This window comes from Candidatus Photobacterium acropomis (assembly GCF_030685555.1).
Taxonomy (GTDB): Bacteria; Pseudomonadota; Gammaproteobacteria; order Enterobacterales; family Vibrionaceae; genus Photobacterium; species Photobacterium lucens.
This window is the reverse complement of sequence record NZ_CP131609.1, coordinates 2,195,872-2,214,649: the sequence shown is the minus strand read 5'-3', so window position 1 is coordinate 2,214,649 and position 18,778 is coordinate 2,195,872. Positions and strand designations below refer to the sequence as shown.

Below are 18,778 nucleotides of genomic sequence, written 5' to 3'. Positions count from 1 at the left end.
GATTACGTAATTATTAGAAATAAGTAGTGTAGTAGGGATATATGAACAAGCAGTTAACACTTATCGCCAGTTCACTTTTGGCCGCATTTTCACCTTCCGTTTTCGCCTCAAGTGATGTGTCTCAATTTGATGAAGTTGTTGTCACCGGTACTCGCTCTGAAGAGAGCATTAAAAATGTGCCGGCTTCAATTGCTAAAGTCACCGCAGAAGAGATTGAAAATAATTTAGCCACAGATGTGAAACAGGCATTGAAATATGAGCCGGGTGTTTCCGTTAATGGGCGAGGCCGCTTTGGTATGGAAGATATTACTATTCGTGGTATGAGTGGTAGTCGAGTCAAAGTGATGGTGGATGGTGTAGAGCAAATGGCTTCTTACAATCCAGGTGCTGAGGCTATGCGTATGAACAGCAATAACTATGAAGTTGATACGTTAACCGCAATTGAGGTGAATAAAGGTCCATCTTCAACTTTATACGGTAGTGATGCACTGGGTGGTACGGTTTTATTTCGTACCAAAAATCCTGAAGATATGTTACTTGACGGTGATGATACCCATGTTGGTGTAACGTCAGGTTATGCCAGTGCTAATGGACAATATAAAGCAGGTTTTGAGGCTGCTAACCGTACTGGCGATCTGGAAACCATGGTGATTTATACTTACCGAGACGGTCATGAAACTGATGCGTATAACACGCATGATAAGAGCAAAGGCATTCACCGTCAGTCAGCAGATCCACAAGATATTCATTCCCACAACGTGTTAGCGAAAGCGTTCTATCAGATCAACGATAATCACCGTATTGGTTTGACTGGTGAATATTTCACACGTAGTGCCGAAGGGGCGATTCCATCACGTGATGGTTATAGCGTGATGCCGGGCTTTACTTATACTCGTACGAGCGGTAACGATGACGATAGTCGTAAGCGTTTTGGCTTTGAGCACCAATGGCAAGCTGATAATGTTGTATTTGATAGCTTGAAATGGCAATTGAGCTGGCAAGAGCGTAAAACAGCGCACAATAACTACGATCATACCGATATGTTTGGTTACCGTGACCGATACCGTTCAGGTAAAGAGAGCAGTACCCAGTTTGATGCACAATTTGCTAAAGCACTTGAGTTTGACACTAGCACACATAACCTCACTTACGGTGTGAGCTTGATTAACGATTCATTTGATATTAATTACACCGATTACTTCTTAGATCGTAATACATCTAAGCCGGGCTCTGAAGAAGTGCCTAAGTCGAAGTCTGAAAAACGTGCGGTATTCGTACAAGATCAAATCTATTTACTTGATGATAAAGCGGTGATCACCGCTGGTGTGCGTTATGACGAGTTTGAAGCAAAACCAGAAGCATCATCAGGCTTTAAAGATCATAACAGTGATGCCTTTACTATGCGTTTAGGTGGTGTTTATCATTTTACTGATAATTTAAGCACTTACGCACAGTACAGCCAAGGATTCCGAGCGCCATCTTTATATGAGATGTACTATGCGAAGAACAACGCATCACGTGGTTATATCATCGATGCAAATCCTGATCTGAAGCCGGAAGAAAGTAACTCATACGAAGTAGGTCTACGAGCTAATGGTCGTATTGGTGAACTGCATGTTGCCGCTTACTACAACGACTATAAAAACTTCATTCAAGAAACGAAAAATAACGTTAACAACATTGATTACATTATTAATGAAAACGTTGAAGAAGCAAAAATCTACGGCGCTGAGTTAGGCGCTAAATTATGGCTAGATGAAGTGATTGCAGCACCGATGGGGACTTATGCTAAAGCCTCTGTTGCCTACATGAATGGTGAAGATAAACAAACAGGGAGAAAGTTGGACTCTATTGCACCACTAACGTCAGTTGTTTCTGTGGGTTATGACTCACCAGAGGAAACATGGGGTAGTGCGATTGATGTCACTATGGTTGGCGCAAAGGATGAGTGGAACGAAAAAGACAATGTAAACGCAGCTGGTTACACCGTGGTCGACTTAACGACTTATGCTCGTCCAGTTAAAGACTTAACGGTTCGTGCGGGTCTATTTAATGCATTGGATAAGAAATACTGGCAGTACCAAGATCTAAAAGGGGCGAAACCAACCACTGATGGTTTAGAGCGTCGTACTCAACCGGGTCGTAACTTTGGTGTAAATGTGAAATACGATTTTTAATCGATTGTTTTTAATCGCTTAGGGTTAGCACCTTAATAAACCGCATAGTTTGACTAATGTTAACTATGCGGTTTTTTATTAGTAAACGGGGCTATTCATTAACGTTTTAAAAACGCACTATCTGCCAACACAATCAAAGGCTCAATGTCGCTGTCTTTTTTAATCACTAGTGAATTGTCAGAACGTAAACACACGCCACCGTAATTACCATCAACAGTAAACGTACAAAGTTGTAGATATTTATTTTCAACGTTAGGCAAACACCATAATTGCTGATAGATGTTCTTTTGATCGCTAAAGTTACCGTCCGTTTTATCCAATAGCGCTTGATTGTGATTAACCAGATCAATGTTACTGCCACAACGTCCCGCAATCGGTTTTATCGCATAACCGCTTTGGCGTAATTCATCGGTTACGTCAAAGTCAGTATCAAGCAGATAATGGTGATGAGGGAACAGTGACCATAACACGGGTAAGATCGCTTTATTACTTGGGATCACCGTCCATAGCGGTTCAAAGACTTTGATCTCAGGGCGCAGCAATACATCAATCAAACGCACTTTGGTATCAGGATAACCGGTATGGATCGGCACTGCGGCATATTCAGCACAACTGACTTCACGAACTTGTTCGATAGCAGTTTCCCATGCCCATGTTTTCCATACACAGTGAATTAAACGGTTATCATCATCAACGATTTGTCCCATTTCATTCCAGTGGACATCGTCTAATCCTTTAATGATTTTGCTATCAATACCTGCAAGGGTTAACGCTTTTTGCATAAACAGTGCGTGGTAATCTTCCTCAGCATCATCATCTTGCATAATATGAACAAAGTTATAGGCTTGGCTGTATTTCCAAACACTTGCCAGTTCATTAAGCAGATCTTCGGCAGGGCTATTTTCCGTAATATCACCGCCTTGTTCTGCCCACTTTTGAATGATCAAACACGCTTCTGTATGGCAAGAGGCAGAATCTGCATTGTATTCATAAACCTTTAGCCCATTTTCATCCATACAGAAATCTAATCGGCCTGTTAACATGCTGTGGCGGTGTTGCTGCCAAGATAACCGTAGGCGAGGCCACAAGATCTTTGGAATATCAAACAGTTCAAGCAGGCTATCGTCTTGCAGCACTTTATCAGTGGCATGCAAATACATTAAGTGAAGTTCATTGGTGGCTTTAGCCAGTTCTTGCTCGGCACTTTCTGAAATCGTGAAGTAGCGATAAATATTATCGTTAAGCAACTTGGTCGGGTTGGATTGAAGATAAGTACGTTCTAACTGATCGGTTTCATTTAACCAAGGTGTAGAGAATTGCGCTTTATTCTCACGATAAGCACATTGGATTTTTAACAATTCAGGGGTGGGTGACGGTTGAGGTAAACATTCGAGGGGAGCGACATCATAAGCCATCCAACCTAGGATCTCGGTATCATCAAATGTATCTTCAATGGTGTAGCAACCATCACTGATATGTAAGGTTAATTCTCTTGTCCATTGCTGTCCTAATGGTAATGGTGCAAAAGTGACATTCTGCTCGGCAATTTTCACCTTATTACCTTCAATTTGGGTAATGACTGCAACGTGTCCTGTCTCTTGAAACTCACCGCCTTTTTGCCAAATCAACAGTGCGCCCGCAGTAGGAGCCTGACGCGCACCATTAGCAAACGCATAGAAAGGCAAGATTTTATCGTTCACTACTTGGCGTAAGAAACGTAACGAGAAGATTTCATAAGCCATACCCACATCGGTAAACACCAAGCCGTAATTGATATAAAGAAATCGACGAGCAAACTCAACACACTGCCATTTATACCCCATGTACTCGCCATGAATGTAGCTACGCATGGCAGAATCATCGGCATATTCTTCTTCGTCTATGGTGCTGTAATCGGAAGAATAAATGGCAATACCACCGGGCGCATAACCAAGTAAGGTACCAAAAGGAGCGTTATTTTCGTGATCATCTGTGTTCATAACTTGTCGCCTAACTGTATGTAAACAAACAAAGGCGATCGCTAATAAGAGGCATATAGGTAGCCTTTGCCGAGTAATAAAGAGTGAAACCTTTTACGACCGATGATGTGGCGCTATGAAAAGCGCAATAAGATATGCTTTCGCATCAGGGGAGAATGATGATAAAGGTCTTTAACATTGTAAAACTCAGCGTTACGGGCTGCAATGCTAAATAAAGAAATGAAGTGAAAATTCAATAAATTGAATGTTTGGTTAAATTAGTTGCATAGTACTCATTGATGTTATGAAATACAGACTAAAATATTCTTTTAAGGAAAATAACTATGACAGAAAAACAAGAAAGAGATATCGAAAAGCAATACTCAAATGCTGAGTTTGCAGTCAAGTTACGTCGTCTTGCTGATGCGGTAGAAAATGGCACTCGCTTTGACATTCAAATTGCAGGTGAGCGCATTTATGTGCCTGTTCGTGCAGAATACAGTATTGAGCATGAGCGCGAAGGGGATGAAGAAGAAATCGAATTCCAAATCAAATGGCGTAATGAGAAATAACCCACTTAACATGCTCTGTTACCGATCTCATGCTTTAAGTGGCAAGGTATCAATAATAGGGCATGTTTTTATCTTCGAACGATATTGAATCCTGCGAGTAAAAACCATCAGCGTCTACACTGTAGTTATTAAACCAGATGTCAGAGGCTACACATGGCTAGATATGCGTTTATTTGTGCTGTTCTTTTTGGTGCTTTATCGGCTCATGCAGAAGATGAGATGGATTCTGCCATCACAGCAATGTGTGAAAATGTAAAACGATGTACCATTACCCACCTAGAAGCCAAACAACAGGTTACAGAACAAGCAAAGACTTTATTGTTTCACGCATTTGATCAGAAATGTGCCAAGATGCGCACGAACTATCATAACTACATTCCAAAAGCGTCCGACGATTATTCAGAGGCTTTAACCTGCTTAAAAGAGCTATCGACAGCAAGTTGTGAAACCCTAATGAAAAATCCAGAGGGGATGACATGCTTTACACCGAATAAAAGCTAACGCTGTTTAAGTAAGAACAAACGTGGATAAAACGCTGTCACGCTATCAAAAAATCTCAAGTGGTAGCGTCATTTAGCGTTTTATGATCACTTTATTAAATAGGGGTTACCGTAAATAAAAATATAGCCAAAGTATGGCTGCTAAGTTTACTGGCTTTCTCATCTTATCTTGCTGGCATGGTAGATATGGTAATTTGTTTAATATCCAGATATTTAGTCATAGCAAAAGCTAGTTTCAAATCCCATTCTTCTATAATTTGATTCTAGTATGGGAGAAATAACATACGCGACCACTTTTTTTATTGTCGGGTTATTGGTTCGTATATCTCTAATAATGCTTCTAATATTATCCACACTGGCTCTTTTCACTGCGCCTTGTAGATTTAATCTATTTTTTAAAATGTTATCTGGATTTGACATAACAAGATCTACTTCAAGTGTTTTAACGCCTTTCAAATTTTCTTCTATTTCTGTTCTTGAAATTATTACATTTTCATCATTAACATTAGTAAGGTAATAATTAATATTACCTTCTATTTTATTTTCAGTGAAATCTTCATATGATGATTCTAAAAAGCGTTGATTGTTAGTAAGATCATGCTTTGTATCAAATTTTAAATCATCATCAGGTATGACGATTTCTCCACTATTAATTTTGTTTATTAACTCTTTATTTGTTTTAATATAAGACTTTAATTTAGTTTTTAACATTCTTCGCAATTCACTTTGTTCGTTTGGTTTATCTAATGAAACCTTCTCACTAATAAATAGCTTGTCCGAAATAATTCTATCACTATTATTATCTAATGTTATCGGATTTATTGGTTGAATACTTTCTTCTTGAACCTTAGCGAGTTCTAGAAACAAAGAATCGTATACTGCAAAACATAGTGAGGGAATAAAAGATAATATTACTAAAAAGTATTTAAAAAATTTGATCATAATGTTTACTCATTCTCATTGATGTGTGTAAGTATATTCTCTTCACATACTTATATTTTGAGTAATTAATATTTGTCTGTTAGGCGTTCAATTACAATATAATGATGTTTCAAACCCCATTCTTCTATAATTTTCTTCTAAAATCGGTGACTTTACATAAGCAGACAAATGTCTAATTGATGGATGATTAGAACGTATATCTCTGGCGATACTTCTGACATTTTCAACACTAGCACGTTTTATTGCGCCAGTTCGATTTAGTCTAGTGTCAATGATGTTGTCAGGGTTTGACATGACTAAATCAATATCAAGTGTGTCTAATGTATCTATAGAACGTGTAATAACAACAGGTTTATTGTTATACTTTGTCGTGTAATATCTAACTTGAGTGTTGATTTGATCATATTTAAAATCCTCGTATGCAGCTTCCATGAATACTTTATTTGTTTTTAAAGTCGATTTAATTTCATTTCTAAGTGCTATGTTTTCTATAAAAATTTTTTTCTTTTTTATGTTGTTTAATAATGCTTTTGTTCTCTTAATATATGAACCCAATATACTTTTTAACTCTTTCCTTGCCGGGGATTCTGCTTCAACATGATGTAAAAAAATCACGTCATTACTGAAGGGTGTTGTTGAAATTATTTTATCAGCATTGCTATCAATAATAACTGGGTATATCAAAGCAATATCATTTTCTGATAAAGAGCTTAATTTTAAGTCAAGTACTTCATCTATAGCAAAACTTTCCATAGAGAATAAAAACATCATTAAATATGAAAATATTTTATAGTTGTATCTCAACATTTTCTCACCAATTTATTAAACACAGTATAAAGTTGTAAAAATTAACATCCCTGCTGAACATGTTGAAATCCTATACGTCTTAAATTTGATTCTAAAATAGGGGAGACAACATAGGCTTCAACTTTACCGACAGAGGAACTATTTTCTTTTAAATCACGTATTATATTTCTTATGTTTTCTACACTGGCTCTTTTAATTCCTCCCTCCATAGATAAATTATTTTTAAGTATGTTGTCTGGATTCGACATCACCAGATTGATATCAAGTGTGTCATAATCTGCACTTGGTATACCGCTATCTGTTCGCGTAATAATAACAGTATTATCTTGATATTTTGTAAGGTAGTATTTCACGTCTGAGTCAATAACGTCGGACTGAAAATCATCATAAGAACTTTGCAAAAAGTAATTATTTGCTTTTAATGTTGTTCTTATATGTTTTTTCAATGTTGGGTTTTGAATAGAAATGTTACCATTATCAATGCCATTTAAAATACTTGAAGTTCTATTTATATGATCGTTAAGTATCTTTTTTAAAAGACGTTTAGGCTCGCTTTCAGATAAAGGTTTATCTAATGTCACTATTTCATTGGTAAATGACACATCAGAAATTGTTTTCGAACCATTTTTATCTATTACCAATGGCATAATGGTTGAGATATCTTGATCTGATACTATTTTTATATCAAGTATTAGTGTTTTGCCATTAGCAAAAGCAAATACTGGAAAAAGTGACAGTATAAAAAGCAAATAAAGATGATTAAAAAACTTTGTTTTCATATTCATTACCATTATAGACAAGTAAACTCAGTGAATCCCAATCTTCGATAATTAGCTTCTAATGTTGGTGATACTACATAAGATTTCAATTTTTTTATTACCGGATTATTAGATATAACATCACGTCCAATACTCCTAATGTTTTCAACGCTAGCTCTCTTTATCGCACCTTCATTATTTAAGACTGTATTTAAAATATTATCAGGGTTTGACATGACAAACTCTATATGTAGTTCACTGCCAATTAACTCTGCCTGTGTAATAACAACGGCCTCATTATTGAATTTTGTAACATAGAAAACGCTCTCCATATCAATTTTTTTTGAATAAAGATCATTAAAAATCTTTCTTAGAAAAGAATTATTCAATTTTAGTTTATGTACTATTTTACTTTTCGTTACTTGATTAGGAATTTCAATAATGTTATTCATAATTTTATTTATGATAACGTTAGATTTTGATATATATTTATCAACAGTTGCTGTTAGTAACCTACGAGCTTCATTTTCTGAAGGTATTTTATTAAGCAAAACTTTTTCATTAGTAAAATTAATATCAGAAATGATCTTTTCTCCATTCTTGCCTATTAATACTGGGGGCATTTCGGTAAGGCTTTCTGGTGATAACTTACTTATATCTAATTCTAAGTCACTAGCTGCCTGTAATAAGGTGGGAATTAATAATATAAGATATAAAAAATTTTTTAATAGAAACCTGGCGATCATATAAAATACCTTAGCTGTATTAAAATATTATAATTAATGATAGTTATATTTAATAAATCATGTTCTTAATTAATAAATGTATAGTATGCTAAGTTTTCTTTTTTTTACCGCGCTCTATAGTATCTTTAAGCAAAGCATCAAGAAATGACAATAGCGCTTGATGTTCTGTTTCTACGTATGGTGTACTACTAAATGTCAACCAGTCAAAATTAGCTTTAGTATATTTGTGATTTTCAGTTGAGGCATAATTTACATTATCATGATTTTTATGTATGGCAATTAAGCGTTCACGCAGCTCACTGATACGTGTTGCCGCGAACATCTCATCTTTACTTGTTTTAATTTCTGATATTGTACGATTAATATTATCAACAACAACTTTAAAGTAATTATTCTGAATTGAACTTGCACGTTGAGCAAGATCTAGCATTCTGTATGAGGTATTATAATTATTATCACCAAATGGAAGTTTTAAAGAAAGTTGTTTTTTAAGTTCTTTGTTAATCTTCTTTTTTAGGTTTCCATTTTTTATGTTTTCATCTATTTTTTTTAGTAAAGCATTTAACTTAGTTTGGTTAATTGGTACTAAAGTAATGTCAGATTTTGAAACTAGTTTCTTTGTATATTTTTCAGCGGCTGTTTTACGAGCTTTAACCATCTTATTATAAACATCATGAGAAATATCACTTCCACCAGAGTTAAACCATTTATTTAATATTTCCATAAACTTATCGTTGTCAGTAATATCAATATTTTGGTCTATAAATAACTTGGTAATTGTAAAGACCTGTGGTGCTAGGTTAACGTCATTTGAAATTCTTTTGACTAATGGAATTTCGACAACCGAACCTATGATAGGGCTGAGTGTATTTACCATGTCAGCAATTGCTTCAGTTGTTTTAGCATCGCTGTAATCTAAGGTGTTAAGTACTTGGTAGCCAAACTCTTGCCAAGCAACGTATTTTGTAATTGCTTTATTATATGGTGCTATCATAGAGTTTTGGATACCATTTAGAAAACTGGTATCTGTTAGTATTGTCTTAAAATCATTCATAATCTGTGTGTGATCATCATAGATTTTATCCACAATAACATTAAGAACAGGATATAAGGTATTGTAAACCCAGACAAAAGCATGATTAAAGGCATTCCAAAAGGCTTTAGATTTGTAGATGGCATAAACACCATCTTGATATGCTGTCCAATTAACATTATTTAACTGTACATAGATCTCATTATCGTAAGGTACAAACTTTTTAACAGTAAAATATGTAAGATCGATTTCATTCGCCACCCATTCTAGCCGTCCAGTAATTGAACTGATACCTCTATATCTTCCAATTTTAGGGTCAGGATAGGTTATAAGAGGTTTTATATTATATTTTTTAAAACGGTATTGAATACGCTTTGTAAAGTAATCGTTCATTAAACGGTTACTAAGTGTCTCAAAACTATTTTTATGAAGTTTTACTGTAATTTCTCCAAAATCGTCATATTCATAATTATATATTTGATCATAGTTACCAACGATAATTTTTCTTAATTTGTCTAACTGTTGGTCAGTTTTTTTTATTGAATTTTTGTATACTTTCATTAGGTTATGATCAGCTTCGATCATCTGATTGACCTTCGATGCTAATTTTATGTCTTGATTAATTGCAAGAGCTTCAGCAACGATTACTGCTGTAACAGGGTTTACTGCTTCAGCGATAGATTGTGAAAATAAAGTACCAATGACTTCTCCGGCGATTTCAGGTGCAACGTAAGAACTTATCGTAACTATACCTTCTGTTGTTTTATCAGTGTTACCTGTTTCAATACCTTCAATTAGATCGAATCCTCCAACGGAAAGGCTGATCGCAGCAGCAAATTTATTCGCAAACTCTGCTACACCTGACTCAAAATTTGGTAATTTTTCATTTACATTTTTTTCAAAGTTCTTAGGTTGAGAAGCGATATATTCAATTTTATATACATCAGCAATATCATCTTGGAAATTCCTTAACTCCATTTCTAGTTCAGGAACTTTACAAGTGCCGTTAATTTGAAAAAATTCTTGTGCATTAACTGTTGTATTAAAAGTATTAGCTAGAAATATTGCAGCCAATACCTTGTTGTATTTTTTAACCATGTTAATACCTCCTAATGTATTTATAATGATACTAGATTGAAATTTTTAGAAGTGTTAATTTTTTCATTAAAAATAACTTTATATTTCATTTGTAATTTTATGTTTTAAGTATGGATGATAAATAAATTATTGTTGATTTATAAATTAATTTGTATTTGAAATCGATTGCATTTATTAATATTGTTGTTTTTCTTTTGAATTGTTCAATAAATATTTTATTATTTTTTGAGGTATATTAATGATACATATAAGAACCACTAAAGCTATCTGCTTAATTTGATTATTTTTTACTGGTTGTGAGGCGATGATGAAGGGCTCTTTTTTGTACTGTATTAATGAAAAATTGAGTAATAGATTTTTAATTCTAAATATTTCGGCTTATTTAAGACTATATAACAAATATCACATTATTAAATTGTGATATTGATTCCAATAATTATTGGGGTTTTTAAGATATTTTATTTAAATAAAATGCACGATGATCATATTAAGAATAAATATGATCAAACATGTATTAAATATATTCTGTTCTTTATATTGAAATATTTTGCTTTAAATCAAAGCCTTAATTGCATGGTAATTCATCTTTAAATCCTACTCTTCGGTAATTTGACTCTAGGGTGGGTGATATCACATGCGCTGATACGGTTTTGACTGAAGGCTCATTGGTTAATAAATCACGAATAATACCCCTAATGTTCTCGACGCTAGCTCTTTTAATACCCCCATTTAACTTAAGGCTATTGTTAATAATATTATCTGGATCTGACATAACAAGTTGAATATCAAGTTCACCTTCAAATATTGCTGTTTGGCTAATGATGACGGTATTCCCCTTAAATTTGGTCGTATACAGCTTATACCTTTCAGATACTTCGTTAGAATCAACTGATGTGAGTGTTCTTTTTAGAAATGAATCATTATTTTTCAGATTGCTCATGACTTTACTTTTTATCTCATCATTTGGCATTGGTATAGTGCCATCTTTTATATCGCGTACTATTTTTTTGGTTTTCTTTATATAGTTGCTAATAACTTCTTTTAAATTCTGTCGAGCTTCATGCAGAGAAATAGGTTTATCTAAGACTATCTTTTCATTGGTAAATATCGTATCTGAGATGGTTGTCTCTTCATCATTCCCTATTAATATTGGGAGAATAGAGGTTATATCTTGTTCTTTTATTTTATCTATTTCTAGCGTTAAATTCTTGCCAGCAATACTGAATGTAGATAAGGTAATTAAAAATAACGATAAGAAAAATCTGGTTTTTTTATTCATAATTAATGCTCCTATAGAATCATATTAAAGCATTCTAGAACTTGATTTTTAAAAGCGTTAATTTAAATTATTAATTTTTCTGATATTTTATAGCTGTTATTTTACTAAAAGATTGGTTAAGCAATAACTTAGTTGATTATGCATTCTATTTAGTATCTTGAGTTATTTATTTCTATCTAGAGAAAGAAAAATTGTAATTAACGTTATGATTAATTTAATAGATTAACTATGACTATCTTAATATATCCGTGTTTTGGGGATATTAAGTTAAGAATTGTTATTAATATAGTTGTTATGCATCAAGGAGAGAACATGAACAAGATTAATATTGAACAAAAATTTTCTTTATTCACTGAAAAGTGGACTCCTAAAGTAATTGCTCAGTCAAATGGTCAGCTTGTAAAAATAGCGAAGGGTAAAGGGGAGTTAATTTGGCATTCTCATGATAATGAAGATGAGTTATTTATTGTTTTTAAAGGTAAATTAACGCTTAAGTTTAGGGATGGTTCCGTTAGTTTAAATCCCGGTGAACTCTATGTTGTACCCAAAGGTGTAGAGCATTGCCCGGTGGCTGATGAGGAAACCCATTTCTTAATGGTAGAGCCTGCTAGCACCGCTCATACTGGCTCTATTAAGTCAAAAGAAACTGTCGAGTTCAGTGATCAGGAATGGATATGATGGCTAATGGGGGCAACGTGCCTTTTTAAGTGAGAAGTGCAAGTGACAGTTTCTGAACCAAGCTCTTGAGGAATTAACGGTACTAAACTAGGCGACTTTGTTAGATATTAACTTGTGCTGGGTTGCTAATATTCAGCTTCTGAAAACGACTTTGTCCAGTTGTAAGTTTAATTACTAGCATGTTAGCTGTACGATTTCGTACAGCTAATCGATTGTAGTTTAGTTTTTCTCATACTGATCTAAATCGAACAACTTATCTCGAATTGCCCAGAATCGACCATTCTTGCGAGCGATGACTATCTCTGGTGGACGTAAACGGTGTTCGTTATTGGCAACCTTGGTTGGAGCGGTATCAGTAAATGGGCGATGACGATCCACTAAATGGGGATTAATAAAACGCTTTAGAAATTCTTGTTTTTGGGTTTTATTCGAAAGCGTCCACACTTCATTTATTTCATTACCTTCATCACCGATATACACCACTTTAAGCTGCGGTTTATCAAACTTGTTTTTACCCGGCTCTAAACGCATGTCGGTACATTTCATTATCATGGCATCTTTTAGCTTTAACGCATCACGAAGCTTTTTATCAGGATCGACCATGACAGCGTCACACTGGTGGCAACGTCTGGCGGAGATATCATTATCAGCACCACATTCTTCGCAGTATTTAGCGCGGAAACGATAACCGCATTCTTCACGTTCACCTGTTTCATCGTCTTCAAAATAGCCTTGGCAACGACGACCATAATGCTCAACTAAGAATCCTGCTGGATCGAGTTTTCCCCAAAAGCTGTTTTTAAAGCCGCAAGCAGGGCATGGCACCATGACGACTTCACTTTCACTATTAGGTTTAGGATCACCAACTTCAGGTTGGTATAAGTCGTAACAGTTGCCAGCATATTCAAGCACTAAACAATCTTCTTTGCCTTCGGATAGACGTAAGCCTCGACCAACAATCTGTTGATATAGGCTGATAGATTCTGTTGGGCGCAAAATGGCAATTAAATCGACATGGGGCGCATCAAAGCCTGTGGTTAATACTGATACGTTAACAAGGTATTTGATTTTCTGATCTTTGAAATCGTTGATGATGCGATCACGCTCTTCAATGCTGGTATCACCAATCACTAAAGCGGCATTTTCGCCAGCCAGATAACCCATGATTTCTTGGGCATGATTGACGGTTGAAGCGAATATCATCACGCCTTTACGATCTTTGGCGTAGTCGATGACTTGTTCGATGATCATCGGTGTCGCACGCCCTGATTTCTCAATCACGCTATCTAAATCGGCTTCTTTATAGTGTCCTGTCGAAGAGGGCGTTAGCGATGAAAAATCATAGCCAAGTACGGCCATATCCATGATTTTAGGCTCGGTTAAAAAGCCTTCGTCTAATAAATAGCGGATTGGCAATTCAAAAATACAGTCACGGAAGAAGCGATCTTGCTCGGTACGCACTTGGCCACGAGTATGGTATTTGTAAATCCATCCCATACCTAAACGATAAGGTGTAGCTGTTAAGCCAAGGATCTTAATGTTTGGGTTTACTTCTTGAACGTGCTTGATGACCTTGCGATACGCGCTATTTTCATCGTCGGGAACACGGTGACATTCATCAATAACCAGCAGTGAAAATTGCTCTTTGAATTTATCTAAGCTATTTGCCATAGATTGTACCGAAGCAAAGACCACTTGTTGGTCGGTTTCTTTTCGTCCTAATCCTGCTGAGAAAATCGCTGCTTTTAAGCCATAACTTTCGTACTTGGCATGGTTTTGCTCCACCAGCTCTTTAACGTGGGTTAACACCAATACACGACCACGAGCTATACGGGCAAGTTCAGCTACTACGAGGCTTTTACCTGCACCTGTCGGTAATGTTAGTACCGCAGGGGTATTGTGCTTGCGAAAGTAATGAAGAGTGGCATTGACGCTATCTTGTTGATAAGGACGAAGAGTATACATAACACGGTACTGGATTAGCTAAAAACCTGACTAGTGTACATTTAACCAGTGGTTTGGCAAAGCCTTTCATTGATGGTGAGAACGTGTCGCTAAATGCAGTGTTTTGCCTCTATCTAGTAGTGTTTAGTAACTATTGGTAAACTTTGCTTACATTTACGAATCAATAAGGTTTTTGTATGTTCGAGAAAACGTCGAATGTTGTTCTTAAGCGGAGCTGTACGGCATTAACGCTATCCGCAATCATGATGTTGTCGGGCTGTAGTCAACCACCAAAATTAGAAAAAATTGCAGGTTTTGCTGAAGGTACGACTTACCATGTGAGTTACTGGTCGAAAGACGAAGTTTCACCTTCAAAAGTAAAAGCACAATTTGATACAGCGTTAGCGGCAATTGATAAAGAGTATTCGACTTATCGTAACGATTCGTATATTTCGAAATTCAATAAAAGTACGTCTACTGAATGGCAACCAGCGTCAAAAGATTTTATCTATATGGTGTCTTTAGCGCAGTCGATTAATAAAGCAAGCCACGGTTGTTACGATCCGACGATTCAACCGCTATACAAACTTTGGGGTTTCCAAGGTGAAACACTGAATGTGCCAACAGCTGCTCAAATTACTAAGATCCGTGATGATATGGGTATCGATAAGATTGAAATCGACCCTGAGCATTTACGCATCCGCAAAACCATTCCTCAGCTTCAGCTTGACTTATCATCAATGGGTGAGGGTTATGCGATCAGCCGTTTAAGTCAGATCCTAGAATCTGATGGTGTCGAGAACTACTTGGTTGAGTTCGGTGGCGATATGAAGATCAAAGGTCATAAGCCAATGGGTGAAAAATGGCGCGTGGCAATTGAACAGCCTATAGCGTTGAAAGACGGTATTCGCCCGTATCAGATTGTGACAATCAATGATGAGAATGGTGTATCGCTAAATACGTCAGGCACTTACCATCATAATTTCAAAGATGGTACAAAAGACTATTCACACATTTTAGATCCTCGAACTGGTGCGCCAATTACTCACGATTTAGTGTCGGCTTCTGTGTTTGGCACTAACCCTGTTGAAGGCGATGCGTGGGCAACAACCATGTTATGTTTAGGTCCTGATGAAGGTAAAGCAGTGGCGAATGAAGAATCATTGCCAGTTTATTACATTCAAGATGTGAATGATGCCTTTAAGAGTTCGAAGAGTAATGCGTTAATTCATTATAAGAACATTACGTTAAGCCAGCAGAAGTAATGGCTGAAATATAGCTATCAAAGAGTCTTATCTGGATAGATCATCTAGATAAGACTTCTTACTTTTATAATCCAGCTAAAATTTATATCTAGTGTTTAACCTCTACTCATGTTTATTGAAGGTACTAGATATGAAGCTCAACTTATTTATCCTTTCTACTGTGACTGCTTTATTAATTCAAGGATGTGGCGGCAGTAGTGACAATGACAGTAAAGATCCCACCGCACAAACTGCACGTTATACGCTTGATTTTGATTCTGAGTGGAATGCAACAAACTTTCCGACCAATTATCCAACTGATCGTCATTTCTCTGGTTTGATTGGGCTTACCCATAATGCGAAAGTAAAATTATTTGAAGTGGGGCAAACCGCCAGTGCAGGTGTGATCAGTGTTGCAGAGACGGGCTCGAAAACCACGTTAGAGTCTGAAATAGGGGTTATTCAAAATAACGGTAATTCAGGACATATGATTAGTGGCAACGGTATTCCAGCGACAGACGATGATGTCGAAGTGCAGTTTGATATATCACAAGATTATCCACTGGTATCGGTTATCACCATGTTAGCGCCAAGCCCTGATTGGTTTACTGGGGTTGATGGTGTGGCGCTATTTAAAGATGGTAAATGGCAAAACGAAGTAGAGGTGCAGTTGTGGGTTTATGATGCTGGTAGCGACAGTGGTATTGATTTTACTGCACCTGATTTTCCGAATTCACCACCGAATCCCATTTCTTTATTAAGTACATTGAGAGTGGATACTGATTTTCAAGATGGTGTGCAGTACCAAACCAAACAACATATCGGCACATTTAAGTTTGAAAGGATAGATTAGTCTTATTAACTATGAAAGGCATGGCTATCTATAGTTATGCCTTTACATTATGAGTAACAGTATTGTGACATGGGTTAACGTTTTTTTATTAAGAGTATTTTACACTCCGAAAAAATTTTAGGTCAGCAACGTGAAGAGTAATACTGCATTTACCGATCAAAACGATTGTTATGCTGCGGCAAGTTCTATTCAACGCTTTTTATCCGGATTAATGGATCTTCTTGTTTTTAGCGTCATTTCTATCATCCTACTTTATCTTTATAATTTAATACGTTATCAAGAAATATACTCCTTTGGTCATATGATGGGTATGGAATACAACCGAGTGGTATTGAGTATTCTAAATACGGTTTTATTTCTTATTGTTAATTGGTCTTTTTTTAGAGAAGGTCAGACATTTGGTATGCGTTTTGTTGGAACGCAAATAGTGATGAAAAATGGTTTTAAAGCATCAATGATCACTGTAGTACTTAGACAAATATTCTATTCATATTTAGGGATGATGACCTTTATTGTTCCCCCGATTTTATTATTCGCTATTAATGGCTTACTGTTAAAGTTCCATCCATATAAGAGGCTGTTACATGATTTCATTGCAGGCACAATGGTTATTCAAAAGTATTAACTGAATAAGCTTGCTGTTGAAAGGGTTAAAATGTCTCATTAATCTAGCAAATAGATAACTTTGCTTAGGAGGTGAGAAGTAAGAGAATAAGCGCAATTGCAGCGTAAAAGACTAACTTCCACCAACAAAAACATGGGGTAATTTTCTTCATACTTTAAGTATAGAACTAATAAATTTGTCAGTTTAGCTCAGTACGTGTCTTTTGCAGTTTGAGCCAAAAAGACTCTTGGCATCGGCTGGTGAAAATTTTCTTTTTCGGTGAAATTACATCTTCTGATGGTTGGGTAATGATTTCGTAATTAATCCAACATTCAGGGCATACAGTATCGTCAAGTATATCTAGCGTTTTATCAAATTCAGTGGTTTTTAACATAACGGCACCGTTACTGAAGGTTGCACGCTCTTCTGTATGATGGATCTCCACATCATCTTCAAGGTAACTGTGTTGCTGTATTTTCCTATCGATAATGGAGGAGTCATTAGTGTTAAAAGCTAAAATGTAGGTAATGAGATCGGTCATGTATAAACTTCTTACTGATTTACGATAACAACATAGCTGTTTTAATACGCACTGTTGCCATCGTAAATCAAGGAATGAGAGATAACTAGTGTTTGGTCCAAATACGGGTGTTGAGATCTAAGTCATTTACAATATCGATAACGAACTGTAGATCGTGGGCAATGTCTTGAACCGATTCGAAACTGTCAGATTGAGTAAATAGGGCAGGCTCGAAATAGTTTTTACTGTTGCTGATGGCAATGTAAATATTGTTATCAATAAACGACAGTGAGACTTTGCTTTTCGCTTTGGCGACAAACGCTACTAACTTTTCCATCATCGAAGGCGTGAGCAAATAACGGGCTTCGATTTGATCACTACTATAAACCGAAAAATGTTGTTCAAAGCGTGGGTCTTCCAGTTTGACGCGATCGGTTTGGCGGTTAAATAATTGCGTGACTGAATCGCTAATCGCTGAGAAAAACGCATTTTTAGCTGGCACTATTAGGGTTTTGCTGGTGAAGTGTTTATTGGCATCAGCGACAAAGAAAATACCGTTAAAAATGGTTTCCCACTCCTCACGATCTTCTTTTTGGTTGATGCGCTGCTTTTTAACTTGAGTATTAAGCTCTGAAAAACGCAGCGTGGTTTTGCCTACTTTACCTTCTACGAAATCCTCGCCTTGGTAGCTGTCATAGTGAGTTGGAAAGAGTTGGCTCGCTTGATAGTCATGTTCAGAGATTGCTGAGAGCGGTTGATATTCAAAACTATCATTGATGTTCGCCAGCAGAGAGGTGATCACCTTTTGTTTATAACTCACGCTGTATTGTTTTTTTTGTTTTGAAAAACGCACTAGCATAAAAAGCGAGATAACAAAGGTAACGATAATACCCAATGGCAAGCTGTCATAATGTTGCGCAAGCGGGATCGCAATTGCTGCGGTGATGATACCTGCTGCTAAGGCAATCCATAACTGTTTGATCACATGCTGACGAGTAGATTCAAGGCTTGAGAGTTGTTCTCTTAAGCCTTGTTCGTATAGGGCAGAAATACGATCTTCCATAA

17 protein-coding genes are annotated in these 18,778 nt (G+C 36.2%); 7 read left to right on the top strand and 10 right to left on the bottom strand.

Features of this window, described 5'->3' with window-relative positions; all coding sequences use genetic code 11:
- The first annotated feature begins 41 nt into the window (after positions 1–41).
- Positions 42–2,177: a TonB-dependent hemoglobin/transferrin/lactoferrin family receptor gene (locus Q7657_RS17110; RefSeq protein ID WP_107166651.1), complete on the top strand. Its 2,136-nt coding sequence runs from the start codon at positions 42–44 to the stop codon at positions 2,175–2,177.
- A 98-nt stretch (positions 2,178–2,275) separates the two neighbouring features.
- Here Q7657_RS17110 and gss read toward each other — a convergent pair whose 3' ends face one another.
- On the bottom strand, positions 2,276–4,156 hold the full coding sequence (gene gss / locus Q7657_RS17105) for a bifunctional glutathionylspermidine amidase/synthase (RefSeq protein ID WP_107166650.1): 1,881 nt from the start codon (positions 4,154–4,156) through the stop codon (positions 2,276–2,278).
- Between the two features lie 323 nt (positions 4,157–4,479).
- Between gss and Q7657_RS17100 the strand changes: the two genes are divergently transcribed.
- Both Q7657_RS17100 and Q7657_RS17095 read left to right on the top strand, forming a co-directional pair.
- Positions 4,480–4,707, top strand: a complete 228-nt coding sequence (locus Q7657_RS17100; RefSeq protein ID WP_107166649.1) for an amphi-Trp domain-containing protein — start codon at positions 4,480–4,482, stop codon at positions 4,705–4,707.
- 153 nt (positions 4,708–4,860) lie between these two features.
- A complete protein-coding gene (locus tag Q7657_RS17095; RefSeq protein ID WP_107166648.1) occupies positions 4,861–5,208 on the top strand; it encodes a hypothetical protein in 348 nt (115 codons plus the stop codon).
- 212 nt (positions 5,209–5,420) lie between these two features.
- Here the strand turns inward: Q7657_RS17095 and Q7657_RS17090 are convergent, their stop codons facing one another.
- The 6 genes from Q7657_RS17090 to Q7657_RS17065 form a co-directional block, all read right to left on the bottom strand.
- Complete coding sequence (locus Q7657_RS17090) at positions 5,421–6,149, bottom strand: hypothetical protein (protein ID WP_107166647.1); 729 nt, start codon at positions 6,147–6,149, stop codon at positions 5,421–5,423.
- A gap of 87 nt (positions 6,150–6,236) precedes the next feature.
- Complete coding sequence (locus Q7657_RS17085) at positions 6,237–6,956, bottom strand: hypothetical protein (protein ID WP_107166646.1); 720 nt, start codon at positions 6,954–6,956, stop codon at positions 6,237–6,239.
- Positions 6,957–6,997: 41 nt separating this feature from the next.
- A complete protein-coding gene (locus Q7657_RS17080) occupies positions 6,998–7,735 on the bottom strand; it encodes a hypothetical protein (protein ID WP_146146415.1) in 738 nt (245 codons plus the stop codon).
- A gap of 11 nt (positions 7,736–7,746) precedes the next feature.
- On the bottom strand, positions 7,747–8,460 hold the full coding sequence (locus Q7657_RS17075) for a hypothetical protein (RefSeq protein ID WP_107166644.1): 714 nt from the start codon (positions 8,458–8,460) through the stop codon (positions 7,747–7,749).
- An 88-nt stretch (positions 8,461–8,548) separates the two neighbouring features.
- Positions 8,549–10,591, bottom strand: coding sequence for a hypothetical protein (locus Q7657_RS17070; RefSeq protein ID WP_107166643.1), 2,043 nt, complete (start codon positions 10,589–10,591; stop codon positions 8,549–8,551).
- 565 nt (positions 10,592–11,156) lie between these two features.
- Positions 11,157–11,870 carry a hypothetical protein gene (locus Q7657_RS17065; protein ID WP_107166642.1) on the bottom strand — a complete coding sequence of 238 codons (714 nt, stop codon included), beginning with the start codon at positions 11,868–11,870 and terminating at the stop codon, positions 11,157–11,159.
- A gap of 312 nt (positions 11,871–12,182) precedes the next feature.
- Here Q7657_RS17065 and Q7657_RS17060 point away from each other — a divergent pair, with 312 nt between their 5' ends.
- Positions 12,183–12,548, top strand: a complete 366-nt coding sequence (locus Q7657_RS17060) for a cupin domain-containing protein (protein ID WP_107166659.1) — start codon at positions 12,183–12,185, stop codon at positions 12,546–12,548.
- 219 nt (positions 12,549–12,767) lie between these two features.
- Here the strand turns inward: Q7657_RS17060 and radD are convergent, their stop codons facing one another.
- Positions 12,768–14,513 carry a DNA repair helicase RadD gene (gene radD / locus Q7657_RS17055; protein WP_107166641.1) on the bottom strand — a complete coding sequence of 582 codons (1,746 nt, stop codon included), beginning with the start codon at positions 14,511–14,513 and terminating at the stop codon, positions 12,768–12,770.
- Between the two features lie 176 nt (positions 14,514–14,689).
- Between radD and Q7657_RS17050 the strand changes: the two genes are divergently transcribed.
- The 3 genes from Q7657_RS17050 to Q7657_RS17040 all read left to right on the top strand — a co-directional run bounded on the left by Q7657_RS17050 (position 14,690) and on the right by Q7657_RS17040 (position 17,214).
- The gene (locus Q7657_RS17050) at positions 14,690–15,757 is read left to right on the top strand and encodes an FAD:protein FMN transferase (protein ID WP_107166640.1); all 1,068 of its coding nucleotides are present in this window, start codon (positions 14,690–14,692) and stop codon (positions 15,755–15,757) included.
- 130 nt (positions 15,758–15,887) lie between these two features.
- Entirely contained in the window at positions 15,888–16,589 is a 702-nt protein-coding gene (locus Q7657_RS17045; protein WP_107166639.1) for a spondin domain-containing protein, read from the top strand.
- A 130-nt stretch (positions 16,590–16,719) separates the two neighbouring features.
- The gene (locus Q7657_RS17040) at positions 16,720–17,214 is read left to right on the top strand and encodes an RDD family protein (protein ID WP_053989627.1); all 495 of its coding nucleotides are present in this window, start codon (positions 16,720–16,722) and stop codon (positions 17,212–17,214) included.
- A 178-nt stretch (positions 17,215–17,392) separates the two neighbouring features.
- Here the strand turns inward: Q7657_RS17040 and Q7657_RS17035 are convergent, their stop codons facing one another.
- Together Q7657_RS17035 and Q7657_RS17030 are read right to left on the bottom strand one after the other, a co-directional pair.
- Entirely contained in the window at positions 17,393–17,734 is a 342-nt protein-coding gene (locus Q7657_RS17035) for a hypothetical protein (RefSeq protein WP_107166638.1), read from the bottom strand.
- Positions 17,735–17,819: 85 nt separating this feature from the next.
- Positions 17,820–18,776 carry a DUF3137 domain-containing protein gene (locus Q7657_RS17030; RefSeq protein ID WP_107166637.1) on the bottom strand — a complete coding sequence of 319 codons (957 nt, stop codon included), beginning with the start codon at positions 18,774–18,776 and terminating at the stop codon, positions 17,820–17,822.
- Positions 18,777–18,778: the final 2 nt, after the last annotated feature.

Coding starts and splice junctions, on each gene's coding strand:
- Q7657_RS17110 (WP_107166651.1), top strand. CDS start 42: ATGAACAAGCAGTTAACACTTATCGCCAGTTCACTTTTGGCCGCATTT.
- Q7657_RS17060 (WP_107166659.1), top strand. CDS start 12,183: ATGAACAAGATTAATATTGAACAAAAATTTTCTTTATTCACTGAAAAG.
- Q7657_RS17090 (WP_107166647.1), bottom strand. CDS start 6,149: ATGATCAAATTTTTTAAATACTTTTTAGTAATATTATCTTTTATTCCC.
- Q7657_RS17030 (WP_107166637.1), bottom strand. CDS start 18,776: ATGGAAGATCGTATTTCTGCCCTATACGAACAAGGCTTAAGAGAACAA.
- Q7657_RS17065 (WP_107166642.1), bottom strand. CDS start 11,870: ATGAATAAAAAAACCAGATTTTTCTTATCGTTATTTTTAATTACCTTA.
- Q7657_RS17085 (WP_107166646.1), bottom strand. CDS start 6,956: ATGTTGAGATACAACTATAAAATATTTTCATATTTAATGATGTTTTTA.
- Q7657_RS17050 (WP_107166640.1), top strand. CDS start 14,690: ATGTTCGAGAAAACGTCGAATGTTGTTCTTAAGCGGAGCTGTACGGCA.
- Q7657_RS17080 (WP_146146415.1), bottom strand. CDS start 7,735: ATGAAAACAAAGTTTTTTAATCATCTTTATTTGCTTTTTATACTGTCA.
- Q7657_RS17070 (WP_107166643.1), bottom strand. CDS start 10,591: ATGGTTAAAAAATACAACAAGGTATTGGCTGCAATATTTCTAGCTAAT.
- gss (WP_107166650.1), bottom strand. CDS start 4,156: ATGAACACAGATGATCACGAAAATAACGCTCCTTTTGGTACCTTACTT.
- Q7657_RS17045 (WP_107166639.1), top strand. CDS start 15,888: ATGAAGCTCAACTTATTTATCCTTTCTACTGTGACTGCTTTATTAATT.
- Q7657_RS17035 (WP_107166638.1), bottom strand. CDS start 17,734: ATGACCGATCTCATTACCTACATTTTAGCTTTTAACACTAATGACTCC.
- Q7657_RS17075 (WP_107166644.1), bottom strand. CDS start 8,460: ATGATCGCCAGGTTTCTATTAAAAAATTTTTTATATCTTATATTATTA.
- Q7657_RS17100 (WP_107166649.1), top strand. CDS start 4,480: ATGACAGAAAAACAAGAAAGAGATATCGAAAAGCAATACTCAAATGCT.
- radD (WP_107166641.1), bottom strand. CDS start 14,513: ATGTATACTCTTCGTCCTTATCAACAAGATAGCGTCAATGCCACTCTT.
- Q7657_RS17095 (WP_107166648.1), top strand. CDS start 4,861: ATGGCTAGATATGCGTTTATTTGTGCTGTTCTTTTTGGTGCTTTATCG.